The 21261-nt window shown below is 56.5% G+C and carries 24 protein-coding genes; 8 read left to right on the top strand and 16 right to left on the bottom strand.

All coding sequences use genetic code 11. The annotated features are described in order from the left end of the window. Positions 1-15 precede the first annotated feature (15 nt). The 7 genes from fecE to fecI form a co-directional block, all read right to left on the bottom strand. Positions 16-783, bottom strand: a complete 768-nt coding sequence (gene fecE, locus ABLU67_RS03675) for a Fe(3+) dicitrate ABC transporter ATP-binding protein FecE (RefSeq protein WP_224384733.1) — start codon at positions 781-783, stop codon at positions 16-18. Continuing rightward, positions 784-1737 (bottom strand): Fe(3+) dicitrate ABC transporter permease subunit FecD, encoded by a 954-nt coding sequence (fecD, locus tag ABLU67_RS03670; RefSeq protein WP_064380627.1) that lies wholly within the window; start codon positions 1735-1737, stop codon positions 784-786. Continuing rightward, positions 1734-2732: an iron-dicitrate ABC transporter permease FecC gene (fecC, locus tag ABLU67_RS03665; RefSeq protein WP_224384734.1), complete on the bottom strand. Its 999-nt coding sequence runs from the start codon at positions 2730-2732 to the stop codon at positions 1734-1736. The genes fecD and fecC overlap by 4 nt, the downstream gene beginning before the upstream one ends. Next, positions 2729-3631: a Fe(3+) dicitrate ABC transporter substrate-binding protein FecB gene (locus ABLU67_RS03660; RefSeq protein WP_224384735.1), complete on the bottom strand. Its 903-nt coding sequence runs from the start codon at positions 3629-3631 to the stop codon at positions 2729-2731. The genes fecC and ABLU67_RS03660 overlap by 4 nt, the downstream gene beginning before the upstream one ends. Positions 3632-3689: 58 nt before the next feature. Further along, positions 3690-6026, bottom strand: a complete 2337-nt coding sequence (fecA, locus tag ABLU67_RS03655; protein ID WP_224384736.1) for a TonB-dependent Fe(3+) dicitrate receptor FecA — start codon at positions 6024-6026, stop codon at positions 3690-3692. Between the two features lie 97 nt (positions 6027-6123). Then, positions 6124-7071: a ferric citrate uptake sigma factor regulator FecR gene (fecR, locus tag ABLU67_RS03650; protein ID WP_224384737.1), complete on the bottom strand. Its 948-nt coding sequence runs from the start codon at positions 7069-7071 to the stop codon at positions 6124-6126. Then, positions 7068-7589 carry a ferric citrate uptake sigma factor FecI gene (gene fecI / locus ABLU67_RS03645; protein ID WP_032749540.1) on the bottom strand — a complete coding sequence of 174 codons (522 nt, stop codon included), beginning with the start codon at positions 7587-7589 and terminating at the stop codon, positions 7068-7070. The genes fecR and fecI overlap by 4 nt, the downstream gene beginning before the upstream one ends. A gap of 259 nt (positions 7590-7848) precedes the next feature. On the opposite strand from fecI, the gene ABLU67_RS03640 reads away from it, so the two are divergent. The 4 genes from ABLU67_RS03640 to ABLU67_RS03625 all read left to right on the top strand — a co-directional run bounded on the left by ABLU67_RS03640 (position 7849) and on the right by ABLU67_RS03625 (position 11217). Then, a complete protein-coding gene (locus ABLU67_RS03640; RefSeq protein WP_224384738.1) occupies positions 7849-8637 on the top strand; it encodes a class I SAM-dependent methyltransferase in 789 nt (262 codons plus the stop codon). A gap of 543 nt (positions 8638-9180) precedes the next feature. Beyond that, positions 9181-10095 (top strand): kdo(2)-lipid IV(A) palmitoleoyltransferase, encoded by a 915-nt coding sequence (lpxP, locus tag ABLU67_RS03635; protein ID WP_348852166.1) that lies wholly within the window; start codon positions 9181-9183, stop codon positions 10093-10095. Positions 10096-10185: 90 nt separating this feature from the next. Then, positions 10186-10824, top strand: a complete 639-nt coding sequence (leuE, locus tag ABLU67_RS03630) for a leucine efflux protein LeuE (RefSeq protein WP_025106941.1) — start codon at positions 10186-10188, stop codon at positions 10822-10824. A gap of 129 nt (positions 10825-10953) precedes the next feature. Continuing rightward, positions 10954-11217: a DUF2534 family protein gene (locus ABLU67_RS03625; RefSeq protein WP_004131510.1), complete on the top strand. Its 264-nt coding sequence runs from the start codon at positions 10954-10956 to the stop codon at positions 11215-11217. Between the two features lie 48 nt (positions 11218-11265). On the opposite strand, the gene ABLU67_RS03620 is transcribed toward ABLU67_RS03625, so the two are convergent. From ABLU67_RS03620 to ABLU67_RS03610, 3 genes are all read right to left on the bottom strand, one after another. Then, entirely contained in the window at positions 11266-11391 is a 126-nt protein-coding gene (locus ABLU67_RS03620) for a hypothetical protein (RefSeq protein ID WP_086074258.1), read from the bottom strand. Between the two features lie 214 nt (positions 11392-11605). After that, a complete protein-coding gene (locus ABLU67_RS03615; protein ID WP_004101234.1) occupies positions 11606-11707 on the bottom strand; it encodes a YoaK family small membrane protein in 102 nt (33 codons plus the stop codon). A 57-nt stretch (positions 11708-11764) separates the two neighbouring features. Further along, entirely contained in the window at positions 11765-12778 is a 1014-nt protein-coding gene (locus ABLU67_RS03610; RefSeq protein ID WP_014228938.1) for a sensor domain-containing diguanylate cyclase, read from the bottom strand. 296 nt (positions 12779-13074) lie between these two features. On the opposite strand from ABLU67_RS03610, the gene ABLU67_RS03605 reads away from it, so the two are divergent. Further along, on the top strand, positions 13075-13314 hold the full coding sequence (locus tag ABLU67_RS03605; protein WP_048261679.1) for a DUF333 domain-containing protein: 240 nt from the start codon (positions 13075-13077) through the stop codon (positions 13312-13314). On the opposite strand, the gene ABLU67_RS03600 is transcribed toward ABLU67_RS03605, so the two are convergent. Further along, positions 13309-13653 (bottom strand): DUF488 domain-containing protein, encoded by a 345-nt coding sequence (locus tag ABLU67_RS03600; RefSeq protein ID WP_014228940.1) that lies wholly within the window; start codon positions 13651-13653, stop codon positions 13309-13311. The two genes, ABLU67_RS03605 and ABLU67_RS03600, sit on opposite strands and share 6 nt — an antisense overlap. Continuing rightward, positions 13640-14149, bottom strand: a complete 510-nt coding sequence (locus ABLU67_RS03595) for a DUF523 domain-containing protein (protein ID WP_103814031.1) — start codon at positions 14147-14149, stop codon at positions 13640-13642. The genes ABLU67_RS03600 and ABLU67_RS03595 overlap by 14 nt, the downstream gene beginning before the upstream one ends. A gap of 162 nt (positions 14150-14311) precedes the next feature. On the opposite strand from ABLU67_RS03595, the gene ABLU67_RS03590 reads away from it, so the two are divergent. Next, on the top strand, positions 14312-15004 hold the full coding sequence (locus tag ABLU67_RS03590; protein ID WP_032749536.1) for a CTP synthase: 693 nt from the start codon (positions 14312-14314) through the stop codon (positions 15002-15004). A 37-nt stretch (positions 15005-15041) separates the two neighbouring features. On the opposite strand, the gene ABLU67_RS03585 is transcribed toward ABLU67_RS03590, so the two are convergent. After that, positions 15042-16226, bottom strand: coding sequence for a CynX/NimT family MFS transporter (locus tag ABLU67_RS03585; protein WP_064358723.1), 1185 nt, complete (start codon positions 16224-16226; stop codon positions 15042-15044). A 97-nt stretch (positions 16227-16323) separates the two neighbouring features. Between ABLU67_RS03585 and ABLU67_RS03580 the strand changes: the two genes are divergently transcribed. Beyond that, a complete protein-coding gene (locus tag ABLU67_RS03580) occupies positions 16324-17118 on the top strand; it encodes a helix-turn-helix transcriptional regulator (RefSeq protein WP_162557342.1) in 795 nt (264 codons plus the stop codon). On the opposite strand, the gene ABLU67_RS03575 is transcribed toward ABLU67_RS03580, so the two are convergent. The 3 genes from ABLU67_RS03575 to dgcJ all read right to left on the bottom strand — a co-directional run bounded on the left by ABLU67_RS03575 (position 17102) and on the right by dgcJ (position 19742). Next, entirely contained in the window at positions 17102-17548 is a 447-nt protein-coding gene (locus ABLU67_RS03575; RefSeq protein WP_004138309.1) for a DUF441 domain-containing protein, read from the bottom strand. The two genes, ABLU67_RS03580 and ABLU67_RS03575, sit on opposite strands and share 17 nt — an antisense overlap. 163 nt (positions 17549-17711) lie before the next feature. Next, complete coding sequence (locus tag ABLU67_RS03570) at positions 17712-18212, bottom strand: YbaK/prolyl-tRNA synthetase associated domain-containing protein (protein ID WP_224384740.1); 501 nt, start codon at positions 18210-18212, stop codon at positions 17712-17714. A gap of 33 nt (positions 18213-18245) precedes the next feature. After that, positions 18246-19742 carry a diguanylate cyclase DgcJ gene (gene dgcJ / locus ABLU67_RS03565; RefSeq protein ID WP_348852165.1) on the bottom strand — a complete coding sequence of 499 codons (1497 nt, stop codon included), beginning with the start codon at positions 19740-19742 and terminating at the stop codon, positions 18246-18248. 361 nt (positions 19743-20103) lie between these two features. Here dgcJ and ABLU67_RS03560 point away from each other — a divergent pair, with 361 nt between their 5' ends. After that, positions 20104-21261 carry a glycosyltransferase family 9 protein gene (locus ABLU67_RS03560; RefSeq protein ID WP_064377939.1) on the top strand — a complete coding sequence of 386 codons (1158 nt, stop codon included), beginning with the start codon at positions 20104-20106 and terminating at the stop codon, positions 21259-21261.

Below are 21261 nucleotides of genomic sequence, written 5' to 3'. Positions count from 1 at the left end.
CGCGCCTTACCCGGGTTATTTCACCACGCACATCGGGCGCTGCGACACCGGCTCCGGGTGAATCTCCGCCTCCAGGTGAAAAATCTCCCGCAGCATCTCCGGCGTCAGTACCGTTTCCGCCAGGCCCTGAGCCTGCACCCGGCCCCCTTCAAGCACCACCAGATGGTCGCAGTAGCGGCTGGCCTGGTTCAGGTCGTGCAGTACGGTGACCACGGTCTTGCCCATCGTCTGCAGCTCGCGCATCAGCGTCATCAGCGCCACTTGATGATGAATATCCAGCCAGGTCGTTGGCTCATCGAGCAGCACCAGCGGCGTATCCTGCGCCAGCAGCAGCGCCAGAAAAGCCCGCTGCCGCTGGCCGCCGGAAAGGGCGGTCAGCGGTTGTTCCGCCAGCGCAGCTATGCCGGTTCGTTGTAGCGCGCTGTTGACCTGCTGTCGATCCTGCGCGGAAAGCCGCCCCCACAGCGGTAGCCACGGACTCCGGCCGTAGCCGACCAGCTCGCGTACGGTGACGCCTTCCGGAACGTGATGCTGCTGCGGCAGCAGCGCCAGTCGCCGCGCCAGCTGACGGGCGGAGAGGCGGTTTAAGGGGACATCATTGAGCCAGACATCGCCGGCGATGGGCGTCAGGAGGCGAGAGAAACACTTCAGCAGCGTTGATTTACCGCAGCCGTTTGGCCCCAGCAGCGCGGTAATTTTCCCGCCCGGTAGCGTCAGATCGAGATTGTTGATAACGCGCTTGCCGCCATAGCCAGCGGTTAGCTTTTCTATTCGCAGTTCCATTTAACGCATTCTCACAAGAAGCCAGATAAACCACGGGGCGCCGATAATCGCCGTCAGCACGCCTGCCGGCAGCTCAAGCGGCGGATGCAGCGTTCGCGCCAGCAGATCGGCGAGCAGCAGAACCAGTCCGCCCGTGAGCGCAGAGAGCGGCAATAAACGGCGATGGCGGCCGCCGAAGAGGCGACGCACAAGATGCGGCACCACAAGGCTGATAAAGGCGACAGGACCGCAGACCGCGACGCCGATCGACGCGAGGGCCACCGCCAGCGTTAAGCCGTAGCCGTTAAGCCAGCGTACGTTGACGCCGAGCGTTCCTGCGCGCTCATGGCCTAGCGCCAGCAGGTCGAGATCGCGACTGAGGGCGAAGCTTAAGGGCAGCAAAATCGCCAGCAGGGGCAGGACGATGATGACGAATGCGCCGTCTCTGGCCCACAGGCTTCCGGTCAGCCACAGCAGCGCGTTATTGATCTCCTGCGGCCGCGACAGTAAGAGGTAGTCGGTCACGCTGGCCCAGCAGGCCGACAGCGCGATGCCGGTCAGCGCCAGGCGCATTGGTCGAGAAAAACCGGCAAGGGCGAGCGGTATTACCATCGCCACCATTCCGCCGATAAAGGCCAGCAGCGGCAGCCACGGCAGGGGCAGGGACGGTAAAAACCACAGTGCCGCCACCGAGGTCAGGCTCGCCCCGTGGTTAATACCCAGAATGTCCGGCGAGGCCAGCGGATTATGCACAATACCCTGAACCAGCGCCCCGGAAACCGCCAGCGCGGCGCCGATAATCAGCGCCAGCACCACGCGCGGCAGGCGATATTGCATAAGGACGTAGTGATACTCGCTGTCCGCATACCATCCGCTGAGCAGCGCTCGCCACGGCAGCGGGATCGCCCCCATCCGCAGCGAGAACAGGGTTAACAGCGCGAGCGCGAGCCATAAAAACACGATGCGTTGTTTCACCCGCGTCTCCTGACCAACCAGACAAAACAGGGCCCGCCCGCCAGCGCCAGCACCGCGCCCGCGGGCAGTTCACCCGGCCAGGCCAACGCTCTGGCGAGCATATCCGCCAGCAGCATAAACAGGGCGCCCAGCAGGGCGCTGACCGGCAAAAAAGTACGATGATCGTGACCCGCCCAAAAACGCGCCAGATGCGGGACCAGCAGGCCAACAAAGGCAATCGGTCCGGCGACGCTGACGCTGGCGCCGGTAAGCAGCAACACGGCCGCGTTGATAAGCAGGCGCAGGCGCGGCAAATTCACCCCCAGCGAATGGGCGGCGGTATCGCTGACGTTGAGCAGATTAAGCGCGTTGGCCAGCAGGAATACGCCGGGGGTAATCAGCGCGACAAAAGGGAAAAGCTGCCAGAACTCGGCCCAGCGCACGTGGGAAACGCCGCCCGCAAGCCAGGTAAGAATGCCCCAGGCGCGATCTTCCGCCAGCTGCAGGGTCATTCTGGTCAACGCCATGCATAGCGCCGAGAGAGCAATACCGGCGAGGATCAACCGTTGGCGATCCTGCTGTTGACGCCAGCCGCCGCCGGCGCTCATCACCAGCAGCCAGCTTATTCCGCCGCCGCAGGCGGCAATCAGCGCCAGCGAAAAGCCCGCCAGCGGTGCCGGACTGAATGCGCTGGTCAGCGCCATCGCCAGCGCCGCGCCGCTATTAATGCCGAGCAGTGAAGGCGATGCCAGCGGATTATGGGTAAGCGTTTGTAATAACGCCCCCGACATTGCCAGCGATGCGCCGAGCATTACCGCCACCATGCTGCGGGGCAGGCGCAGATTAAGCACCAGCGCCTCCGCAAGCGAAGGAGACTCAGGCGCCAGCAGGGCGTGAAGGGCGTTGAGCGGCGAAATCGGGATGGGCGAATAGCAGAACAGGCTCAGCCAGAACAGGCCGCTGAGGGCCAGCAGCGGCCATCCCCAGATAAAAAACGCGCGACGGAACGGTTTCATGGCGTGATATCAACCGCCCGGTGGTGGACAATTTTAACCATATCGCTGGCAATACGCTCGGCGGCGAAGATCCCGCGCATCCGCGCCCAGCTGTTGCTGTCGACGGCGGCGACCTGCCCTTTCTGCTCGGCCTGCAGCATTGGCCACAGGGAGTCCTGCTGCCATTTTTTCACGATACTTTCACTACGGTAATGAGCGACCAGCAGCCATTGCGGATTCAGGGCCAGCAGCTGTTCTAAATTTATCGCCGCCATCGGCGCGCCGCCGATTGGCGGCGGAACCTTCAGGCCAAGCGCCGTCAGCACGCTACCGGTATAAGTTTGCGTTGAGTGAAGATTAAACTGCTGTTCGCGAGAGGTGCCAAACAGCACGCTGGCGCCAGCCGGCAGTTGTCGGGAAAACGCCGCCATTTTTTGCCGATGCAGCGCCAGACGCTGCTGCATCTCCTTATCCTTACCCACTACTTTGCCGATAATCGCCGCTGACTGCAGGTTCTCCTCCCAGGTTTCATTGCGCGATTTCAACAGCAGCACCGGGGCAATTTGCCTCAGGGCGGCGTAAATTCCGGCATGGCGACTGCTATCGGCGACGATCAGATCGGGATGCAGCGCGCTGATGGCCTCCAGTGAGGGCTGGGCGCGGGTGCCCACCGACTGCCAGGGCTTCAGACGTGCGCGTACGTCCGCCAGAATACGCGACGGATCGTTGTCATCGGCCACGCCTGTCGGGCTAACGTCAACCGCCGCCAGCGCGTCGACAAAGGAGAGTTCAAGCACGACGATGCGCTGCGGCGTTTTATCAAGCGTAAAGCGACCGCGCTCATCCTGTACGGTGGCGGCAAAGAGCGGGCCCGCCAGAAACAGCAGGCTGAAAATACACAGACGAACAAGGCTAAACATTATTCACTCCAGCTTGCCGGACAGAGCGCGAATCGCGCTGTCCGGCAACGCTCTATCATCAGAACTTCATTGATCCTTGCAGGTACAGCGTGCGTGGCTGACCGGCGTAAAGCCCTTTGTTGTTATCGTCGTACGAGCGGGTGTAATACGCATGGTCGAAGATGTTTTTCACCCCCAGCGCGAGGTTGAGATTGGCCATCTGCGGGCCAAAGTCATAGGCCACGCGAGCGCCCCACAGCATATAGCCGGGAATGCGGCCGGTACTGCCATCGGCGCTTTCGGCAACGGTATTGGCGTTATCGGCAAACTGGCTCGACTGGAAGTCGCCGTTGAGGTTAAACGTCCAGCTGCCGGGCTTGTAATCGACGCCAAAGGTGCCTTTGCGCTTCGGCGAGAAGGGAACCTGGTTACCGTAGGTGTCGCCTTTCTCGCGGATTTCAGCATTGACGTACGCATAGCTGGCGTAGACAGAGAGATTATCAAGCGCGGGTGAAAGCTCGCCGAGGGCGTAACGGGTTTGCGCTTCCAGGCCGCTATGACGCGTTTTACCCCGGGCGCTGACCGTGTCATTGGTCTGGTTGGAATCGTACTGATTGTTGAAGTTAATCAGGAACAGCCCCATCTCTGCGGTCAGCGCGCCGTCATCGTAGCGGGTGCCTACTTCCCAGGTTCGCGCTTTTTCCGGTTCCACATTGCCGCTTTGCACAGCCTTGCCAATCTGGCTGTACTGTACGGTGCCGAATGAGCCTTCTGTGTTGGCATAAAGATTCCAGCTGTCGGTGAGGTGATAAAGAACATTCAGCGCCGGGAGCGGGGCGTTATAGCTGACCCGTTCGCGGGTGCCCAGCAGATTATTGTCCTGATAAGACTCAATGTGCTCAAAGCGCATACCTGGCGTAATCGTCCAGTTGCCGATATCCACGCGATCGTCGATATACCAGGCGTGGGCTTCGGTGCCGGAACGGGTATCGCGATCGTACGGACTGGCGGTGCTGGGCAGCTCGCCGCTGGTGGTCGCGGTGTAGTAACGCATCTCGTGGGTCGATTCGTTGACGTAGCGATAGCCGACGCCGACTTCGTGGGCGGATGGGCCGATCATAAAGCTTTGGCTGTAGCGCGGCTCGATGCCGCGGACCCAATATTCGCGCGGGGAGAGGGTAATGCGCTTACCCTGTTCCAGGTAGCCGCTGCGCAGGGTATGGGTATAGAACCCCTGAATATTAAATTTATGCTGCGCATCCGGCTGGTACTGGTAGCCGAGGCTGGCGAGCTGGCGGCGCCCCCAAAAGCGGTCATAAGGACGCGTGGACTGCCAGCGGTCGGCGTTGTAGTCGGCGCGGGAGAGGCCGCCGGGCATATCGGCTTCGCCGTCATAGTATTGCAGCAGGCTATTAAAGGTATGGACTTCGTTGGGCGCGTATTTGCTTTTCAGCATCACATCATCAATCCGCGTGGCGCTGTGTTCGCGCCAGTCGCTGCCCCGGGTACCGGAGTAAAGCAGGGCGGATCCGAAACCGTTGTCCGCCGTGCCGCCGATCGCGAGGTTATGCGTCTCTTTCGGGTTGTTTTGCGAAGAGGTGGGGCTGAGCTGCCCTTCAATGCCGCCCTGAATGCCAAAATCCTCGGGGATGGCGCGGGTGACGAAGTTCACCACGCCGCCGACGCTCTGCGGCCCGTAGCGCACCGCGCCGCCGCCGCGCACGACATCGATGGCGTCCATATTGCCGAGCGAGACCGGCGCCAGCGAAAGCTGCGGCTGGCCGTAGGGGGCAAAGGGAACCGGGATACCGTCCATCAGCACCGTGGAACGGCTGGCAAGCCGCGGGTTGAGGCCACGAATACCGAAGTTCATCGCCAGGTCGTGACTGCCGGTGCCGGTATTTTCCGGCGCGTTGACGCCGGGGATCCGGTTCAGCACTTCGCGCATCGTGGCGGCGCCGGTTTTGGCGAAATCCTCCCGACGGATCACGTCGCGGGCGCCGGCGTGCTCAAAGACATCGTTTTCGCGCGCGTCGCCAAGCCAGTCCCCGACGACGGTGAGGGTGGATTCTGCGCTGACGGACGCGGGCTCCAGCTCCAGGGTCCAGACGTTCTTGCCCAGCGGCTTGAGCCGTAATCCGCTGCCGTTCAGCAGCCTGCGTAAACCCTCTTCGGTTTCAAAGCTGCCGTGCAGGCCCGGACTATGCTTGCCGCGCGTCAGGCTGGCGTCGGCGGAAAGCGTGATACCGCTGCGGGCGGCATATTGGTTCAGGGCGTGGTCTAACTCCCCGGCGGCAATATCATACTGCGCGGCGGCGAATACCGGCGCGGCAGCCAGCCCCGCTAGCGGCAGCAGGCTTAAACGGATTGCCATCACCAGAGGCATCGGTTTGCGTAAAACGCGTAAAGGCGTCATCTCTTCTCCACCATCGTTTTTGGTTATATTCATCAGATAAGTCGAACGAGCAGGGGAAAAGGGACAATAGAGAATGAGAATTTTTTCGATTTTTTTCTCAGGCCGGAACGAGCGTGACCCAGTAGCGGGTGATAAACCGCAATGTAATCGGCAGCGTTTGCGCGATAACCTGCAGAATGGCATCAGGATCGCCCAGCGGGAAGGTGCCGCTCAGGCGTAAATCGGCCACGGCGGGATCGCAGCGCAGCACCCCGGAGCGATAGCGGGCGAGGGTTTCGACCACCTCGCTCAGCGGGGCGTCGTGGAAGGTCAGCACGCCCCGGATCCAGCTATCCTCGCCGCCGTTGAGCTTAACCAGGGCGGCGAAGCGATCGCGGGTAAACCACAGGCTTTCCCCGGCGTTAACGCGTTGGGCGCTGCCGGACGGTAAAACCACTTCTACGGCATGCTGCTGTACCGCCAGCCGGGTGCCGCCGGCAAACTGACGGACGGTGAATTCGGTCCCGAGTGCGGTGAGAGTGCCTTCCCGCGTTTGCACCCGGAAAGGCCGCTGCCGGCTGTCGTGAGCGGTCCTGATGGCGATTTCGCCGTAGCGTAAATGAACCATGCGCTGCCGCGCGTCAAAACGGACGTCGGCGGCACTTTCGCTATTCAGCGTCAGCAGCGAACCGTCGGCAAGCCGCTGCGGGCGCGGTATTCCTTTCGCCGTCCGGTAGTCGGCGCGGAGGCCCTCCGCCAGCTCGGACTCCCAGAGCCGCCAGCTGCCTCCGGCCGCCAGCAAAAGCATCAGCCCTTTCAGCACGTGGCGACGCGCCAGACGGCTATCGTGAAGAGCACGGCTGGCCAGCCCGCCCGGCAGTTGCCCCATCTGCTGACGCAGGTTTTCTACCTGCTGCCACGCCCACTGATTTTCGTTGTTTTGCTCATACCACTGCTGCCAGCGGGCCTCCTGCTGCGGACTGACGCGCCCATCGCTGAGGACCGCGTACCAGTGCGAGGCGGAACGCAGCGCCTGACGACGGGATTCGCTTAGCGTCGGTTTCACAGGCCATTCTCCAGACGGAACAGCAGGCAGTGCTCGGTGGCTTTCGCGATATATTTCTTAACCGAACTGATGGAAACCGCCAGGCGGCTGGCGATATCGGCGTAGGTCAGCCCTTCAAGCTGCGAGAGCAAAAACGCTTCCCGGGCTTTTGCGTTAAGCCCGTCCAGCATGGCATCAATCTGCTGTAACAGTTCGAGCTGGCTCTGCCGTAGCTCCGGTGAGGGAGAGAGCTCTGGCGGTAGCTGAGAGAGCATGTCGAGCCAGGCGCGCTCCAGGGCGTTGCGGCGGAACAGGTCGATCATCACCCGTTTAGCAATCGTGCAGAGAAAAGATTTTGGATCGCGAATCGTCAACAGCGACTCGCCGGCCATAATTCGGACAAAGGTGTCCTGCGCTACGTCGTCGGCGTCATAAGCAGATTGCAGCTTATGGGTAAGCCATTTTTTCAGCCAGCCATGATGGTCGCTATAGAGCGAGGCAAGCGTCAGCGGAGAGGCGATGGCGGAAGAAGGTGACATAGCCAGGTTCAGGAGAGTTGATCAATACGGCATATGTTAATATGAGAATGGTTATCATTTCAATAAAGCGCGGCAGGGATAAGGGCCATATAGACTCATAGTAACGATAAGTGATTGTTAAATATTGAATAGATTTTTCCCCTCATTGCATCATTTCTTTCCCTTTCTGCTTAATGCAAATAAAATTCATTATCATTATTCCCTCCTTAACCTTAATGTTGTATTTATAATGCATCTTATGGAGAGTGAGGAAAGTCAAATGAACGCAAGCGAAAAAGCCGGACATACGTTTTTGGCAAGCCTGGGGAAAACCCGCTTACGCCCCGGCGGCATTGAAGCCACAGAGTGGCTATTTCAGCAGGCGGGTTTTACCGCCGACAGTAAAGTTCTGGAGGTAGCCTGTAATATGGGGACAACCTCTATTGAGCTGGCGCAGCGTTTTCGCTGCAGCGTTTACGCCATCGATATGGATAAAGACGCGCTGGCGAAAGCCCGGCAAAATATCGTTCGCGAAGGTGTGGATCATCGGGTGATAGTGATGGAGGCGAATGCCGCTCGGCTGCCATTTGCCGATGCAACGTTTGATATGGTGATAAATGAAGCGATGCTCACCATGTATGCGGATAAAGCCAAAGAGAAACTGGTGGCGGAATATTTTCGCGTTCTTAAGCCCGGCGGTCGTTTGCTGACGCACGATATCATGTATACGCAGGATGCGCTGGGAGAGGACACCCGGCGGCAGCTGCAGGGGGTGGTGAAATCCCACGTCAGCCCGCTGAGCGCCGCCGCCTGGCAGACGCTTTTCCAACGGACCGGCTTTGACGCCGTAAGCATTCATCATGGACCGATGTCGCTGATGTCGCCGCGAGGGTTGATGAAAGATGAAGGTTTTAAACAGGCGCTAAAAATTGTCGGCAATGGTTTGTTGAAGCGCGAGAATCGTCCGAGATTTTTATCTATGTTGCGTTTTTTTCAACGTCATAAAAGGCATTTGAACTTTATTGCCTGCTGTTCTGTTAAAGCAACGGAGGTAAAAAGTCTGAAATAGCCCACCGGCGATATGGATAATTGTCGATAAATATTAATTATTGTCAGGAAAGTAAAATAAGCTGATTCTTATTTTAGTCATTTCTCTGACACTCATTTTTAATATTGCTATTTTATGTCAGTGAGGCTTATGGAAGATAAAGGAATAGCCTGTCCGCAAACGTTGTGAAAAGGATAACAGAAAGCAGAGGCTACCCCGACCTCATCTGGATGCAGCCGTACCTCGACGCGGCTTCAGCTGCGGCCTGCGGGTTACCACGGCGACGTTCTGGTTGGAAAAGACGCATACTTTATGTTGAATGATTAGCGCGTTAATCATTCTTGCGGTGGATATTTGAGGTTTATTATTCACTTTTTTATTTACATTTTGTTACAGGTGTGCTGGTATTGTGTTTTTTTCTGTTGGCCTCTTTTTTTACTTGCCGGAGTGAATTTACCAGGATTATTATTGTCTGAACTGCTACACGTACCGCCTAATGACAGATGAAGGGACTCGTTTTTTCCTTAAGCGTTACCTCATGTTCTAATGTTTACAGGAAAAAACATGTCTTACGCTTTTAATAAAAAACTTCTTCATCCCCGTAATTGGGGGACCTGGTTTGGCCTGGGCGTGCTCTGGCTCATCGTCCAGCTTCCTTATCCCGTCTTGCATCTTATCGGTACCAGCGCCGGTCGCGCATCCCGGCGCTTCCTGAAACGCCGTGAGCATATCGCCAGACGCAATCTCGAACTTTGCTTTCCCACCATGTCGCCCGCGGCGCGCGAAAAGCTTATCGAACAGAACTTCATGTCGCTAGGGATGGGTCTGATTGAAACAGGGATGGCATGGTTCTGGAGCGATGAGCGTGTTAAGAAATGGTTTGACGTGGAAGGTATGGTCAATCTCAATAATGCTCTGAGCGAACAAAAAGGCGTGATGGTCGTTGGCGTCCACTTTATGTCGCTTGAACTGGGTGGCCGTACGATGGGGCTGTGTCGTCCGATGATGGCGACCTACCGTCCGCATAATAGCCCGTTAATTGAGTGGGTGCAGACGCGCGGTCGTTTGCGCTCGAACAAGGCGATGATTGACCGTCGTAATTTATCCGGTCTGGTACATGCCTTAAAGTCGGGTGAAGCGGTGTGGTTTGCGCCGGATCAGGACTACGGCCCGAAGGGGAGCGTATTTGCTCCGTTCTTCTCGGTACAGCAGGCAGCAACGACCAACGGTACCTACGTACTCTCTCGTTTGTCGGGCGCGAAAATGCTCACCATCAGCATGGTGCGTAAAGCGGACCGCAGAGGTTATAGCCTGCACATCAGCGACGTCATGAGCGACTATCCTGGCGAAGATAAACAGGATGCGGCAAGCTATATCAACAAGGTTATTGAGAAAGAGATCCTGCGCGCGCCGGAGCAATACCTGTGGGTTCACCGCCGCTTTAAAACCCGTCCGCTGGGCGAAACTTCGCTCTATTAAGCCCTCCGCACTCGCGGCGCTTTCAAAATGGTCCCGGTTGCGTTAACGTGCGCGGGATCATATTTTTTGTTGTAAGCGAAGGAGTGCGTTGTGTTCGCTGAGTTTGGTGTATTGAATTACCTGACCTATCTGGTCGGCGCTATCTTTATCATCCTGGTTCCCGGCCCGAATACCTTTTTTGTCCTCAAGACCGGCATCGCCCACGGCGTTAAAAAAGGGTATCTGGCGGCGGCAGGCGTGTTTATTGGCGATGCGGTGCTGATGTTTCTGGCTTTTGCCGGCGTCGCGACGCTCATCAAGACTACGCCGGTGCTGTTCAATATCGTGCGTTACCTGGGGGCGATTTATCTGCTGTGGATGGGCGGCAAGATGCTCTACGCGGTGTTAACCCAGCGTGATGGTCATTCGTCTGCTGATTCCGAGCCGGGCAGCGCGATTCTCAAACGTTCGCTGACCCTTAGCCTGACGAATCCAAAAGCGATTCTTTTTTATGTCTCATTCTTCGTGCAGTTTATTGACGTCAGCGCCAAAACGCCCGGGCTGGCGTTCTTTATTCTGGCGCTGACCCTGGAGATAATCAGCTTCATCTATATGAGCTTTTTGATCCTCTCCGGCTCTTTCGTTACGCGTTACGTGAAGACGAAAAAGAAGCTGGCGAAAATCGGCAACAGTCTGATAGGCCTTGTGTTTGTCGGTTTTGCCGCCCGTCTGGCGACGCTCCAGTCGTAATCGTTGGGGGCCGGTACGCGGGACCGGCCCTATAGTGACTGTCACTGCCTCGTAACAAAATCCCTTCAATTTTGATTGCATTGGTGTTACATATACAGCCGATTATCGCTCAGAAAAAAGGGAACCCGGATGATTCTGCAGAAACTCACCAGCAATAAAAACAGCAAGAAGTTCTTTTTGTCGATCGCGGCGATCTTTGCCATCGCGCTTATCGTGGTTGGGCGCGCCACCTTTGGCGGCGTGGTGAGTGAATACAATATGCCGTATTCAGAATGGACGACGTCAATGTTCTTCCTGCAGGGGGCGATGGTCACGGTTTACAGCATTGTGTTTACGCTGCTGTTTTCCATCCCGCTGGGTTTCCTCTTTTTAGGTTCCGACCGCCGGGACTAATTTCATGCAATAAGGCGAACCGAAGTTCGCCTTATTATGTTTCCACGGCTATCGCCAGTCTCTGTCGTCATGATGATGGTGGCGGTGTTGATGGTGATAGCCTGGGTCGACAATACATCCCGATAACAGCGTGCAAAGCGCGAGAATCAACGGCAACACGATCGGTTTTTTCATTTCTCACTTCTCCAGTTAAATCCGTGCGCAAAAACGGGCATGCGCCATCGGCTGATGAGGTGAGTGTATGCTTTTAACTTATTGAGTAGATGAGATAATTCTGCAATCCTTGCCGGAAAGACGCGCGAATAATCCTGGATTTACCACCAGCCCAATTGCGTACCCGCCACGGCAACGATGGCGACAATAAGCATAATTATGGTGCTTTTTTTCATTACGCTCCGCCTGGTGCCGCATAGCCGCCGACAAAAAACCAGCCCAGAAAAACCACGGCGACGATAAAAATAGCCACCGGAAATAGAATACCCAGTCTCATTATTGAGCCCCTGTAAGTGCGAGTCGTGTCGACTATGATACGGGATTTCACCGTAGATTAGTCAATATGAAAAAAACGCCCCTGACGGCGAGACTGCTTATCCTGATACATCGCCTCATCTGCGGCGCGCAGCGCCAGTTCAACGTCGATCTGCCAGGGGTCGGCTTCAATCACCCCAAAACTGGCGCCGGGGTAGTTAATCCGGTGTTCGCCAAGGAAATAGATCCCCGCCAGCGCTTGACGTAACGCGGCGATATACTCCTGCTGGTCGGCTGAATCGGGACCCGTACCGACAATTAAAAACTCATCGCCGCCGAGACGACCTACAATATCGCCGCTGCGCACGCGGGCGGCCAGGCGTTCTCCGATCTGAATCAAAAAGCTGTCGCCGCACGGGTGGCCGAATCGATCGTTGATTGCTTTGAAATCATCGAGATCGATAAAAATCAGCAGCACGCTGCGCTGCTGTTCCCGGGCCTGCGAAAACTGTGCGGCAAGATGCTTAAACAGCGAGCGGCGATTCGGCAAACCCGTAAGCTCGTCGGTATACGAATGCATCTCCAGCGCGACGTTAGCCGCCCGAAGCTGCTGTACCAGCGTCTCTTTCTCAACGTAATGGGAGATGAGGTTGGCAAACAGATTCATCACCTGCTCACCCTCAATGTTATAGGGCTGTCTTGCCCGGCTGGTGGCGCACAGCGTGCCGAATAATGAGCCGTCGGTCAGGCGCACGGGAATGCTGAAAAAGGTGGCGATCCCCAAATCCTGGGCGGCGAGACACGAACGCCAGCGCTCGGCAACATCGTTGCTAAAAATGCAGCGGTCGTCCAGCGCGCGTTTGCACAGCGAGTCGTTCCACGGGACGGAGAACCCTTCGGGGATCTGCATTTCGCTGCTGTTGTGCGCGTACATAATATGCTGGCGCTGCGCGTCGAAGTCGATACGAGTCAGGTAGGTAGATTCCATTCGGGTAACCAGCTCCAGCATCTCAAGCAGCTGTCGCACCAGGGTTTCGAGGGAGTGTTCATTAGCGAGCGTTTGCGACACGCGAGCGAGAATAAAATCGGACATGAGAAATACGGCTCCCGAATGCTAATCGTCACTACCAGCAAATGATGCTAAAAAACAATCAGCGCAGAATTAACAGAGATACACAAAATTTAACACATCTGGGGGGAGAATACCTGCATCCGCGGCGGGAAAAAAAGCCCCGTCGGGGGCGACGGGGAAAACTCATTGATTATGGAATGATCTGTTCTCTGGTCAATTCGAGAACAGGGCTACTCTACGATGCAAAAGTGCAGCTAAAATGGAGAAACCGTGGAGATTCAGGGTGAAAGACCGTTTTAATCGATTAAGGAGGGGAAATGAAGGGGATGATAGTCATGCTGCCTCTGGCGCTTGCCGGATGCGCGCAGACTCAGCCGGCGCCGCAAGCACACCCGATCGGGATGGCTAACCCGGCTTCGGTATACTGCCAGCAGCTGGGAGGGAAACAGGTTCCTGTCCAAAGCCCGCAGGGCGTGCGCACCGAGTGCAAGCTACCCAGTGGTGAAACGTTAGATGAATGGGCGCTCTGGCGGCGCGATCATCCGGCTAAGTCATAGCGCTTTCAGCCAGTCAGCCAGCACCTGGGCATGGTTTTGCCGGGTGTTTTTCGCCGCGTAGAGCAGCGTCAGCGGCTGCTGCCTGGCAAGCGCGGCCAGGCGCTCGCCTTCATCGCGGTGGGCTTCCAGCTCCTGACGATAGCGCTGGCTAAAGTGGGCAAAATCAAGCGTCTCGCCGTGAAAAGCCTTACGCAAATCAGTCGATGGCGCCAGGATTTTGCACCACTCATCGTAATTCAGCGCCTCTTTTTTTATTCCGCGCGGCCACAGGCGGTCTACCAGTATCCGGTAGCCGTCGCTCGCTTCCTGCGGGTCATAAACCCGTTTACATTGAATCATCGTCACTCTCCCTCCGTTCCATCCAGGCAAGCAGCTGCGGCAACTGCTGCTCGGAAAATACCGTTATCCCGTATTCGCGAAGCAGGGCGGCGGCAACGCCGGCACCGGGTTTGCGCTGTCCGTTAAAGGTACCATCATAGATAAACTGACTGCCGCAGGTTGGGCTGCCGTCGGTGAGCAATGCTGCGGTACAGCCTTCCTCCTGCGCTGCTTTTAGCGCCAGCCAGGCGGCCAGCTGATAGCGCGCAGTGACGTCCTGGCCGTCACTTTCAATAATTTTCGCACGGTTTTTCATGACATCCGCTCCCTGCGCGCCAAGGATTTCCGCCGGTAGCCTGGGGATGGGCAATCCGGCAGCCAGCTCCGGGCAGTGGGTGACCAGCCGCCCCTCGCTCTGCCAGCGAGACAGCGCGTTAGCCAGCCGGGCTTTGTGGCTGCCGTTATAGCGAACCTGAAAGCCCATCAGGCAGGCGCTAACCAAAATTTTGTCCTTCATCATTCATCCATAGCGATTTGTCTGCCCTATACCATAGCGCCAGTCAGACTAAATTACCCGCGTTCAGAAGCAGACAAAATAAGGATTGTGTTCTGCCGTTGAGATCGCTAACCTGAGGCTCCTTGTGTTGCCTGATATTCGCTCTGACATAAGGATCCTGCTATGAACTCCCCCCTGCGTATTGCCCTGGTTGGTGATTACAACCCTGATGTAGTTGCCCATAAAGCGATTCCCCTGGCAATTGATGATGCCGCCGCCGTACTGGAGCTGCCGCTGCGTTATGACTGGCTGGCCACCAGCGAAATAAAGTCCGCTGACGATCTCGCTGATTACGATGCTATCTGGGTGGTTCCCGCCAGCCCCTATAAAAACGCCGAAGGCGCGTTTATCGCTATACGCCACGCGCGGGAAAACAGCATTCCGTTCCTTGGCACCTGCGGAGGATTCCAGCACGCGATTATCGAATACGCGCGCAACGTTATGGGCTGGCGGGATGCCGCACATGCGGAAACCGATACCGAAGGCCGGATGGTTATCGCGCCGCTTAGCTGCTCGCTGGTAGAAAAGTCGGACAACATTGAACTGCGGGCCAATACGCTGATCTCTCGCGCCTATGGCCGCGACAGTATTGAAGAGGGTTACCACTGCAGCTACGGGATTGCCGACGATTTTGCCCGCGAGCTGGAGCAGGGCGACCTGCGGGTTACGGGCTGGGATGATGACGGTGAGATTCGGGCAGTAGAACTGGTGACGCATCCGTTCTTTGTCGCCACGCTATTTCAGCACGAGCGCAATGCGCTGGAAGGCAGACCTGCGCCGCTGGTTCACGCGTTTTTACGCGCGGCAAGTCAGTGAGCGAACGCCCGGCGGCGGTTGCCGGGCGTCGATATCGCTAGCCGTTGATCTCCCGATCGCGACCGGCCAGCGCGCCAAATACCGCCATCGCAACGGAAATCAGCGCCACGGCGATCAGCGGGATATGCCAGTCGCCGTTGGCATCATGAATTTTTCCCATCACCGGAGGCCCACAGGCGGCCAGCAGATAGCCCACCGCCTGCGCCATTCCCGACAGCGCGGCGGCCTGGTGCGCCGAGCTGGCGCGCAGCCCGATAAAGGTCAATCCCAGAATCATGGTCGCGCCGGAACCGAAGCCAAAGATAAGCGTCCACAGCACCGCCTGAGCGGGTAAAAACCATAAACCGAGCGCGCTGACTGCGCACATCAGGGCGACCAGAACCGCAATGCCGCGCTGATCTTTCAACCGATGCAGTATTAACGGGATCGCCAGCCCCGGCGCCGCGGTGGCGAGCTGGAGCAGCCCGTGCAGGGAGCCCGCCTGCGCTTCGCTGTAGCCTATGCTTTGCAAAATGGCGGGCAGCCAGCCGATGATGACGTAGTAGACCAGCGAGTTAATCCCGAGAAACAGCGTCACCTGCCAGGCCAGCGCCGAGCGCCAGATCCCGCGGTTGTGGATGGCGCCCGACCCCGTCAGCGGCGCGGTGACTTGCCTGCGCGCCTGCGGTAGCCAGATAAACAGCGCCAGCAGCGGAAATGCCATCAGCATCAACAGCGCGCCGCGCCAGCCCAGTCCGGCGAGCGCCAGCGGAACGACCATTGCCGAACCCAGCGCCGCCGCGCCCCCCATGGTGAGAGAGTAAGCGCCGGTCATTTTGGCGACGTGCTGCGAGAAGTCACGTTTGATCAGTCCGGGCAGCAGAACGTTTCCCAGGGCGATGCCGCAGCCGATAATCGCGGTTCCGATAAACAGCAGCGAGACGAAGGGCAGGGAGCGCAGACCCACGCCGAGGCAAATCAGGATCATCGCCAGCAGCAGGCTACGTTCAATGCCGAATCGGCGGGCGACACCCGCCGCCAGCGGCGAGACCAGGCCAAAGGCCAGCAGCGGCAGGGTGGTTAACAGACCGGTTTGCGCGGTGGTGAGGCCATATTCGCTGCGAATGGCATCAAGCAGCGGCGCGGCGCCGGTAAAGGTGACCCGCAAGGTGGTGGCGATAAGCAGAATACCGGTAATCAATAGCAGATTACGGCGGCTGGCAGAAGGTGAAACAGAATTCATGGCTATCTCAAACAAGAATACGTGGCGCTTACCATAGCCTGTTTGCCGCCTGTTTAAATCAAGCTAAAATGACAGATTATCGCTAAAATCGGACAATATCATGATCGGACTCGGCCTGGACGGCTACGACCCGGACAGCGGCCATGAAGCGGCGGCGGCTTTTCGTATTCAGGTGGTCGCGGACGAGCAGTACATTCCGCGCCATCATCACCGTAAAGGTCAACTCATCCTGGCGCTACACGGGGCGCTGACCTGCGAAGTGGAGAACGCGATGTGGATGGTGCCCCCGCAGTACGCGGTGTGGGTACCGGGACAGGTGCCGCACAGCAATCGCGCGACGCCGGAGGCGCAGGTCTGCTTTTTATTTATTGAACCCCACGCGGCGCCGATGCCGGATTTCTGCTGCACGCTAAAGATTTCGCCGCTGGTGCGCGAGCTTATCCTCGTTATGGCCGAGCGCGGCAGGGCCGAACTCGCTAAACCGGCAATGAACCGCCTGGTGCAGGTGCTGTTCGATGAACTCCCGCAGCAGCCGCAGGAGCACCTGCAGCTCCCGGTCTCCGGGCATCCAAAAATTCGTCAGATGGTGGACATGATGGCCGTCGACCCGGCCCGCTGGCAAACGCTGGCGCAGTGGGCGGCGGAGTTTGCCATGAGCGAACGCAATCTGGCGCGGCTGGTGGTGCGTGAGACGGGCTTAAGCTTTCGCCGCTGGCGACATCAGCTGCAGCTGATCCTCTCCCTGCAGATGCTGATCCGCGGGCAGACGGTACAGCAGACGGCGCAGAGCCTGGGCTATGACTCGACCACCGCCTTTATTACCATGTTTAAAAAGGGCCTCGGGCAAACCCCGGGGCGCTATCTTGCCAGCCTGGCTACGACTTCCCAATAAACAGCGAAATGATCCCGGCGGCGATCAGCGGGCCGACCGGGACGCCGCGGAAGAGGGCGACGCCGAGCACGGTGCCGACCAGCAGTCCGGCTACCAGCTGCGGCTGCGAGCCCATCAGCGCCACGCCGCGCCCGCCGAGCCAGGAAACAAAAACCCCCACGGCAATCGCCAGCAACGATTTCCAGTTCACGAAGGAGTGCAGCAGCGTAGAGGGCGGTAGCGTGCCGCTGGCAATGGGCGCCATCACGCCGATGGTGAGAATAATAATACCGATGGTCAGCCCTTGCTTTTCAATCCACGGAAAGAAGGCGTTGAGCGGGGTGACGCGGACGATAATTAATACCAGGATTGAAATAGCTACGGTGGTGTTATGGCTAATAAAGCCGAGCGCCGCCAGGCCCAGCAGTATTAACAGGGTGGTGTCGAGCATGTGCAGAGGTCCTTGCCAGAATATAAAAAAGAACAGCCCGTTTACTCTACGCATAATCGCGTAAGTAAACAGGTTTTTTATCGCAGACTCGCGATTTGAGGCATCTGCACGATCGATTTTCCCCCGCGGTACAATGCGCGCCCTGGCGCAGGAGAGGGAACAATCAGGCTTCGCGATGAAACGCGATCAGTTCCGGACGGGCAATACGCAGATAGTCGGCGGTATCAAGGATGATGGACTTATCAAGCTGCCCGGCGTTGAAGGCGATTTCCGGGAAGCGCTCAAACAGCAGCGGGTCGGCGACCAGGCGTAAAGAGGGGTGGAAGCTGAAAGGGGGAATGGCGCCAAAGACGCAGGCGGTCAGGGCGTCAACTTCCGCCGGACTGGCCAGAGAGGCTTTGCTGCCGCCGACGTATTCGGCCAGCCGGGCTAAATCCGCCTGTAGATCGGCGGCAAGGATAGCCAGAACGTGCTGATTAACCCCATGTCCTTTAATTTTACATACCAGCGCTTTTGCTCCCTGACCCAGCGCGGTGCCGCGGATCTTCGACACGGCTTCACACTTTCCGACGGCTTCATGTTCCACGACCCGGTAACGGGCGTGGTCGCGGTTAAGCAGCGCCAACAGCTGCTGATAAATACTCACTTTTACTGGCGCGTTCATGTCGTTTTTTTCCTTAAAAATAAAACCTCAAGATTAATCCTCTCGCCCCGGGTAAGCGTGTTTTTTTTGCTTTTTATTTTCGTACAGCCGGGCATCCGCGATTTTCATGACGTCGGCCAGGCTATCCCCCGGCGCCATGCTGCAGGCCCCCCATGAGAAATTAACGCGCTGGTTAATGTCAATTTCCTTCAGGTGCTGGCGAATACGCTCGGGTATATTTTTCGCCTCCTGTTCCTCATAATCGATCAGTATCAGGAAGAACTCATCGCCGCCCAGCCGGATGCCGTAATCGCTTTTACGTATGGCGGCGGAAATGGACTGGGCTAGCAGCACGATGGCGCGGTCGCCTTCATCGTGCCCCCAGGTGTCATTAAGGTATTTTAGCCGGTCGCAGTCCAGCGCCATAAACACGATATTCACACCTTGCTCGGTGAGCTTTTGCATACGCGATTCCAGCAGCGCGGAGAGAATTTTTCGGTTGTACAGACCGGTTAAAGAATCACTAATGTTTTCTTTAAAAACGTCGGTATACAGGCGAAAGTGCATGCGTACCAGGTGCAGCAGAACGCCGGTAGATATCAGGTAAAACAAAAATAGCTTCCAGGAGCTAAGCAGAAAATAGGACATATCCAGCGACAGCGAAATGTGCAGGTTTTCCGCCACCTGCTGGCTATGGTGGGCGTAGCTGAAAAAATGCGTGTTGCTGCGGTGAACGCGGATTTCAGACGTTGAGTCCGAGTCCGTTAAGGTGATGTCGAGATAGCGCCAGACCAGGGGGCGGTCGGTGGTATAGAGCAGCTTCTCAATATCGTGACGAGTGACGTCCACCATCACAATGCCCTTCAGCCGATCCCGATGATAGACCGGGGTTAAGAACGACAAAATATTCTGTCCGGTTAGCGCGTCAGCATAGATACTGGAAATTAGCGTACGCCCGCGAAGTAAACCGTTAAGACTGAACTGAGTGATGCCCAGTTTACTGTCGTGAAGAAAGTTCCAGTTATCAACGGGGCTGCTATCTATCTCAATCGGCGAATAGAAATACGCGTATCTATTGTCTAAATCGAGGTAATAGCGGAAGCGTTTATCGGATTTGAAGGTTGCCGAATTCAGCGCGGCGATAATATCGCTTTGGGCTATCGCGGCATCAAAAGCCTGCAGCGCCGGGAGATCGTTAATCCACGGCTCGCACGAAGGCTGGGTGGTGCTGAGCGTACCGTGAAGCCCGGGGAAGGTATGCCCGGCGATATTGAGCCCGTATACGTTGCCATTGGTCTGCACGCCAGCGCAGGCCTGTTGGGCCTTTTCGGCAGTGGGATGCGTATCCAGCTTTCGCGAGACCTGGGAGATAACCAGCTGATTTTGATATTTATCGTACAGAAAGGCGGATTCGCCCTTCTCGACGATGTAGCGCATGTATTCCGACATATCCCGATGGCTGGCGACTAATTCATACACCAGAAATGAAGATGTCAGGACAACCACCCCCGCAGAAATGAAATGACGGAGTAATTTATTCTGTAATTTCATGATGATAATTTCGCCAGCACAATTAAGACAATTCTACCATGTGCGGCGCAGGGACGCCACGTTCGGTGGCAGGCAGACTGTTTATCTATCCAGTGCCGGAATCGGGCACCACCGCGCGGCAATGAAAATAAATAGTTTATTAAATATGAGGGCGCTAATGAATATTGCTGTCGTAAATATCCTGCAAAATCCATTTTTCACTCATTTTATCCTCAATGAAATATGCTGCAATGATGCTGCTATGGCTATCCTGGTGCAGCTAAAAATGAAATAATGTTAATTATCAAGCGAACTTTTCTTATTTTTACCAGTCCTTAGCAGGGTTACAGGCAGTACTATTGAAAGCGGCAATGAGGTTATCATGATGGAAAACGCAGCGGTGCAGGGAACCCCTCGAAAGTTTAAAAAAATAAGGGCGCTAAACAGGCGGCGAAATTATTTTTTTAAGAAAATACGCAATGACCTGCGAGTCTATATCGCTAAAGCGTTCTGGGATAGTCCCGCGCGCCGCGAAGCTGATTTAACCTCCGCGAAAACGGTGCTGTTAATGCGTAATGAAGGTGCGATCGGCGATGTAGTTGTTGATTCAGCGCTGGTTAAATGCCTTCACGAGGCGGGAATGACCGTTGACTTTCTGTTGACCAAATCCAATAGTCAGGTCATGCGGTATAATCCTCGCATTCGCCATATCTATGAGGCCGAGAATGTCGACTCGGCGGATTATTTGCACAAATTTACCCATAACGTTCCTCAGTCAGTTATTACTGAGCTTGCGAATAATAAGTACGATATTGTAATCGACCCGTCGTTGTTTGATATTCCGGTACACAGGATGCTGCTGTTACGACAGATAAAGCCCAGAGCGGTACTGGGTTTCAATAAGTGGCCTTCTATTAAACACTACAGCAAGTCTTTTGATTTTGACTGTGAAAACTGGCACGTCAGTAAGACATTTTCTTTTATCGCTGATTATCTGCAGCTGGATAAAAAATCTCTGCAATCTTATGATCTGCATATACCACAGGATATCTGCCAGCAGGTTCGTGATTATCTGGCGGCGCTCAACGGGCGTAACGTGGTGATTAATATTTTTGCCGGGCATCAGGACCGCAGTATGTCGCAGGCGCAGCTGGCAACGCTTCTGGTCAGACTGTGTGAGGATTATCCGGACGTCAATATCATATTGCTCGATCATCGCAATGAAATCCGGATCCCCCTGCCGGAGAAGGTCTGCGTGAATCCGTTTAAAACGCTGCACCACTGCATGGCGCTTATCGCCGAGGCCGACTTAGTTATCTCGCCGGATACCTCGGTGGTCCATATGGCGGCGGCGTGGAAAAAACCGCTTATCGCGGTCTACAAAGATGTGCGGATGAATAATCGACTCTGGGCTCCGGGGTACGACAACGCGCGGCAGATTATCGTTAAATGCGGCAAGGTATACCAGCTGGAGAGCTTGCCCGACCTGATAATGTCGGAGATTGATCCCGTCACCCTGCAACAGGCGCGAGCCGGGTAA

It is taken from the genome of Klebsiella sp. GN_Kp190, assembly GCF_040061795.1.
GTDB classification, from domain to species: domain Bacteria; phylum Pseudomonadota; class Gammaproteobacteria; order Enterobacterales; family Enterobacteriaceae; genus Klebsiella; species Klebsiella michiganensis.
Note: the sequence above shows the minus strand (reverse complement) of the source record. Positions and strands in the feature narration are given on the sequence as shown.

Excerpts from the sequence above, each read along its gene's own strand:
- ABLU67_RS03585 (WP_064358723.1), bottom strand. The coding sequence starts at position 16,226 with ATGAATTCTGTTTCACCTTCTGCCAGCCGCCGTAATCTGCTATTGATT.
- fecI (WP_032749540.1), bottom strand. The coding sequence starts at position 7,589 with ATGTCACCTTCTTCCGCCATCGCCTCTCCGCTGACGCTTGCCTCGCTC.
- ABLU67_RS03575 (WP_004138309.1), bottom strand. The coding sequence starts at position 17,548 with ATGCTCGACACCACCCTGTTAATACTGCTGGGCCTGGCGGCGCTCGGC.
- ABLU67_RS03620 (WP_086074258.1), bottom strand. The coding sequence starts at position 11,391 with ATGAAAAAACCGATCGTGTTGCCGTTGATTCTCGCGCTTTGCACGCTG.
- fecE (WP_224384733.1), bottom strand. The coding sequence starts at position 783 with ATGGAACTGCGAATAGAAAAGCTAACCGCTGGCTATGGCGGCAAGCGC.
- ABLU67_RS03570 (WP_224384740.1), bottom strand. The coding sequence starts at position 18,212 with ATGAACGCGCCAGTAAAAGTGAGTATTTATCAGCAGCTGTTGGCGCTG.
- fecC (WP_224384734.1), bottom strand. The coding sequence starts at position 2,732 with ATGAAACCGTTCCGTCGCGCGTTTTTTATCTGGGGATGGCCGCTGCTG.
- fecA (WP_224384736.1), bottom strand. The coding sequence starts at position 6,026 with ATGACGCCTTTACGCGTTTTACGCAAACCGATGCCTCTGGTGATGGCA.
- ABLU67_RS03660 (WP_224384735.1), bottom strand. The coding sequence starts at position 3,631 with ATGTTTAGCCTTGTTCGTCTGTGTATTTTCAGCCTGCTGTTTCTGGCG.
- ABLU67_RS03610 (WP_014228938.1), bottom strand. The coding sequence starts at position 12,778 with ATGTCCGATTTTATTCTCGCTCGCGTGTCGCAAACGCTCGCTAATGAA.
- ABLU67_RS03605 (WP_048261679.1), top strand. The coding sequence starts at position 13,075 with ATGAAGGGGATGATAGTCATGCTGCCTCTGGCGCTTGCCGGATGCGCG.
- ABLU67_RS03560 (WP_064377939.1), top strand. The coding sequence starts at position 20,104 with ATGATGGAAAACGCAGCGGTGCAGGGAACCCCTCGAAAGTTTAAAAAA.
- lpxP (WP_348852166.1), top strand. The coding sequence starts at position 9,181 with ATGTCTTACGCTTTTAATAAAAAACTTCTTCATCCCCGTAATTGGGGG.
- ABLU67_RS03590 (WP_032749536.1), top strand. The coding sequence starts at position 14,312 with ATGAACTCCCCCCTGCGTATTGCCCTGGTTGGTGATTACAACCCTGAT.
- ABLU67_RS03615 (WP_004101234.1), bottom strand. The coding sequence starts at position 11,707 with ATGAGACTGGGTATTCTATTTCCGGTGGCTATTTTTATCGTCGCCGTG.
- dgcJ (WP_348852165.1), bottom strand. The coding sequence starts at position 19,742 with ATGAAATTACAGAATAAATTACTCCGTCATTTCATTTCTGCGGGGGTG.
- ABLU67_RS03600 (WP_014228940.1), bottom strand. The coding sequence starts at position 13,653 with ATGATTCAATGTAAACGGGTTTATGACCCGCAGGAAGCGAGCGACGGC.
- ABLU67_RS03595 (WP_103814031.1), bottom strand. The coding sequence starts at position 14,149 with ATGAAGGACAAAATTTTGGTTAGCGCCTGCCTGATGGGCTTTCAGGTT.
- ABLU67_RS03640 (WP_224384738.1), top strand. The coding sequence starts at position 7,849 with ATGAACGCAAGCGAAAAAGCCGGACATACGTTTTTGGCAAGCCTGGGG.
- ABLU67_RS03625 (WP_004131510.1), top strand. The coding sequence starts at position 10,954 with ATGATTCTGCAGAAACTCACCAGCAATAAAAACAGCAAGAAGTTCTTT.